The sequence below is a fragment of the Pseudomonas sp. genome (assembly GCF_050739655.1).
In the GTDB taxonomy this organism is placed as follows: Bacteria; Pseudomonadota; Gammaproteobacteria; order Pseudomonadales; family Pseudomonadaceae; genus Aquipseudomonas.
Genome location: NZ_JBOIBY010000667.1, coordinates 1 through 4,198, shown reverse-complemented (window position 1 = coordinate 4,198; position 4,198 = coordinate 1). Strand labels below are relative to the sequence as shown.

Sequence of the window (4,198 nt, the reverse complement as noted above, 5' to 3'; positions counted from 1 at the left end):
CTTCCGTCACGAACGGCAGTGCCAGTGCAACCAAGGCTCGCACCAGATCCAGCGAAACCAACATTGCCCGACGGGGTAGACGCTCTGCGAAAGCCGCTGCAATCGGCGCAACGCCGATGTAGGCCGTCATTTTGATCGCCAGCGCCGTACCGAGGACAGCGCCCGCTTGGGCGCCTGCAAGGTCGAAAGCCAGTAGGCCCAATGCGACAGTGGCAAGACCAGTCCCCACGAGCGCAATGACCTGGGCTAGGAAGAGATGACGGTAGGTTCGGTTGGCTAGGATTTTCAGCATGAGAAATCTCAAATGGAAAGACGTGTGCCCATCTGGTTTTCGAGCATTTCTCGAAGAAAGAGCGACGAGTTTCTCATTTGCAGATGATGTCACATCCCCCCCAGGGGGATATGGCATCATCCTAAACCAGAGAGAGTGGTACCTCAAGAAATAGGCACTCAGCCTTTCATCGAATGTCAGGGAGACAGTGAGGAAGTTGCTTGCTCGATGAAGGCAATTGGCCATACGCTGTGGGGCGTGAGAGATCTCACGGCTATAAAACCATAAGCATGGAGCAAGCCCTGATGAAACTGTCTGCCCTTTTGATCGCCGCTTTACTTTCGATTTCGTCCGTTGCTGCCTTCGCGCATAGTGGTGGTACTGATTCAAAAGGTTGCCATCGCAACCATAAAACGAACGACTACCACTGCCACTAAACGGCAAAAGCCCAGCTTGAAACTGGGCTTTGATGCAGGCTGGCTCTCTCACATTTGTGGAGGCCAGTTATGCGTTTCACCTTGGCATTCCTTGCACCAGGCATACAGCGCGTCGTACAGGATCAGTCCGTGCGAAAGCATTTCATGATCGTCGGAATAGCGCTGAGACAGTCCCAATGAAATTGCATACAGCCCAGCCGATTGTGGCGTTAGATCTAGGCGCGAGGTATCTGCTCCGCGCACAATCTTGGCCAGCTGTTGCAAGGCAGGCTCACTGAGCTGGTACTTTTTCAGAAACGCATCGAAGCTACACAGCTCGCCCTCGTGAGTCAGTTCTACGCCGGGAATGTCATAGGGCGCGGCATCTTTCTCCACCGCTAACCGCAACACATCACCGCTGGGAACGTATAAAAACTCGGGTTGAGGATCGATAAATCGAGCGATCAACCAAGGACAGGCGATGCGGTCGATCTTGGGTCGTTCACGGGTAATCCACCTCATGGAACACCGCCTGCCTAGGTCAGTAGGCTGGGTGATCTGACGGGCCCAGGGCCCGCCAAAGATTGTTAACCAACTCGTCCTCTCTAGCGCAACAGATGCACTGCCAAGCCCACGAGCGCACAGACCATCAGCACCTGAATGACGCCCCGCTTAAAGCGGAACAAGGCAATCGCCGCTGCAATGGCGATCAGTGCAGAGGGCCAGTCCAGGTTGCCGCTGAAGCCCTTTGACCAAAGCACGTGATAACCAAAGAAACATGCCAGATTGAGAATCACACCGACGACTGCCGCCGTAATGGCGGTGAGCGGTGCGGTGAATTTGAGTTCGTTGTGGGTCGATTCCACGAGCGGGCCACCCGCGAGAATGAACAGGAATGAGGGCAGGAAGGTGAACCAGGTCACCAAGGAGGCAGCCACAGCACCCGCAAGAAATAGTTGATCGGCACCGAACACCTGCGAGACATAGGCCCCGATAAAGCCGACGAAGGCCACCACCATGATCAGCGGCCCTGGTGTGGTTTCCCCCAGCGCAAGCCCATCGATCATCTGCGTAGGGGTTAGCCAGCCATAGTGCCCGACTGCGCCTTGGTAGACATACGGCAGTACCGCGTAGGCTCCGCCAAAGGTTAGTAATGCAGCCTTGGTGAAGAACCAGCTCATTTGGGTCAAGGTGCCTTCCCAACCAAAGAGGGCGGTCAAAATCCCCATGGGCAACGCCCACAGCGCGGCGCCGATCAGTCCCAGCATTGCCAGTTTTAACCAACTAAACCGGGCATGCTCCGGGGACGGAGTGTCGTCATCAATCAAGGCCGGGCCGAAAGATTTTTTGGCCGCACTATGGCCCCCAGCTCTGAATTTCTCAGGCGCCAGACGCCCACCGACATAACCGATCAATGCAGCGCCCAATACGATCAGCGGGAACGGAACATTGAACGCAAAGATGGCGGTGAATGAAGCTGCGGCTATCACCCACAGCCAATTGTTCTTCAGCGCACGAGAGCCTATTCGATGGGCTGCTTGCACCACGATGGCTGTCACGGCGGGCTTGATCCCATAGAAAAGTCCGGCCACCACCGGCACTTCCCCGAAGGCGATGTACATCCACGACAACGCAATCAGGATAAACAGCGAGGGCAGCACAAACAGTGCACCGGCAATTACGCCTCCCCAGGTTCGATGCATCAACCAGCCGATGTAAGTCGCCAATTGCTGAGCCTCTGGCCCAGGCAACAACATGCAGTAATTGAGGGCATGCAAAAAGCGTCGTTCGGAGATCCAGCGCCGACGCTCCACCAGTTCCTGGTGCATGATCGAAATCTGTCCCGCTGGCCCACCGAAACTGATGAACCCTAACTTCAGCCAGAACCAAAACGCCTCGCGTAAGCTGATCGCATCAGGCGTCGACAGCTCCTTTTCAGTCGCAGAGGCCACAACCTTATTCATTGATTTGCTCCTCTTTCACAAAACCGGCAAGCAGGCCGTCGAAGATGGCGCTCGCGGCAGCCAGAAGATAATCGTCATGATCAATAGTTTCGCGCAGCCCAGCCAGCACCCGTTCGATTCCGGCAGCCTCCACCGGCTGAATGCCCCCGATATCGAGGTAGTGCACCATTGCGGCAATGCGGCTCAGGCCGGGTTCCTGAAGTTCAAAACTGGCTTGTAAGGTTTCGAAACTCACGCGATTGCCGACATGGCTGAAGGTCGCGTCATCGAAGTCAAAACCCAGGGCATCGGCTGGACAATCCTGAGGCGTGTCTAGCCAGAGTATCTGTGCGTTGGGGTCAATGAAGCGGCGGATCAACCAGGCACATGCCAGTCGGTCGACCCAAGGACGTTTGCGAGTTGCCCAGATACGCCCCTGATAGTCGCTAAGATTGAGTGCTGTTATGGGTTGGTCGCGGCTGTGTGGCTCATCCGCAGACAACGCTCTGCTGACTGCCGTCTCAAGCTCCTGTAAGGCTGCGTCGATTTGCCGCTTCGGCTTACCCGGAAAGAAATCGATAGTGCTCAGTAGATCGTAGGTTTTGCGCAGCTTTCGAATCTGCTTCGTGCTGAGCAGTGCATTCTCCGCATTGAGCTGTGCCCGGCATTCTTCGATCTCTGTGCGCAGCTTGGTGTAGTCATCGCTACGGTCGAACAACTCGACAAAGCGCTCACCGTCAGGATCGACGACAGGCAGGACGTAGGCGGTGCCATTTAGCGCCAGGATGTCGCGTTCGACAGACGCCAATACCTCACGACAGAAGTCGGTGTCAGGCAATAGGTAGGCACCATCGCGCAGTACCGCCGCACCTGAAGCCTTCAATGCACGCCAGGCGCGCATGCGTTCGGTGGCATTGGCAGTTGGTAAACCCAGAATCAGAGCTACCCAATTTTTCATGTAGAGTAAGATATGCATTATGTAGTTAAAGCTACATTACTCTTGGCCCGGTCGTTTGGAAAGCTCCCATTCACAGGTAGGGTATTGGCGAGACCAATGGAAGAAGAGGGGGCGAACACAGAGTCAATATGTGCAGTTCGAGGTGGCCATGAGTGAGGTTCTCCATCCGGCTTCAAGAGCAATGCGATTGAAGGTCTGTAACGTAATTTTGTGCTCTGTAACGCTGCTTACGTTACAAGTCAAAAGTTACGTTACGGTCTGTGATTAAACTCATAATGCAAGCGGAGCGCGCAGGCGTGCAGGATGTGAGCCCAAAGGGCCGAGACGTGGTTTGCTTCGGCTCGGTTCACGACAGCCACTCCCCGAAGGGGCACGCACAAACAACAAGATTTGTGAGCTGTGCGGCTAAACGACCAGGCTACGTGGGGAATCCTCCAATCTGAGTGCCAGGATGTGAGCGAATCGCCCCACATACCCGCTATAGCTGTCGGCGCTGATTGAAAACTGACCCACCCTGCCGATTGAAAATTGACCCAGGGCGGATTGCTGATTTTGGCATCAGCAATTGTGGATAAGCTTAGCAGTCGTGTACCGATGGAAGAGGCACTAA

At 55.1% G+C, this 4,198-nt stretch carries 4 protein-coding genes and 1 pseudogene; 1 reads left to right on the top strand and 4 read right to left on the bottom strand.

Annotated elements, in window-relative coordinates; genetic code table 11:
- Positions 1 to 292: pseudogene (locus ACRESJ_RS31590) on the bottom strand (MFS transporter); the annotation flags it as partial.
- 269 nt (positions 293 to 561) lie between these two features.
- On the opposite strand from ACRESJ_RS31590, the gene ACRESJ_RS31585 reads away from it, so the two are divergent.
- Positions 562 to 708 carry a YHYH domain-containing protein gene (locus ACRESJ_RS31585; protein ID WP_431761409.1) on the top strand — a complete coding sequence of 49 codons (147 nt, stop codon included), beginning with the start codon at positions 562 to 564 and terminating at the stop codon, positions 706 to 708.
- Between the two features lie 48 nt (positions 709 to 756).
- Here ACRESJ_RS31585 and ACRESJ_RS31580 read toward each other — a convergent pair whose 3' ends face one another.
- The 3 genes from ACRESJ_RS31580 to ACRESJ_RS31570 form a co-directional block, all read right to left on the bottom strand.
- Positions 757 to 1,209 carry a chromate resistance protein ChrB domain-containing protein gene (locus tag ACRESJ_RS31580; protein ID WP_431761408.1) on the bottom strand — a complete coding sequence of 151 codons (453 nt, stop codon included), beginning with the start codon at positions 1,207 to 1,209 and terminating at the stop codon, positions 757 to 759.
- Between the two features lie 83 nt (positions 1,210 to 1,292).
- Positions 1,293 to 2,651 carry a chromate efflux transporter gene (gene chrA / locus ACRESJ_RS31575; protein ID WP_431761407.1) on the bottom strand — a complete coding sequence of 453 codons (1,359 nt, stop codon included), beginning with the start codon at positions 2,649 to 2,651 and terminating at the stop codon, positions 1,293 to 1,295.
- A complete protein-coding gene (locus ACRESJ_RS31570; protein WP_431761406.1) occupies positions 2,644 to 3,588 on the bottom strand; it encodes a chromate resistance protein ChrB domain-containing protein in 945 nt (314 codons plus the stop codon). Before ACRESJ_RS31570 ends, chrA begins: the two co-directional genes overlap by 8 nt.
- Positions 3,589 to 4,198: the final 610 nt, after the last annotated feature.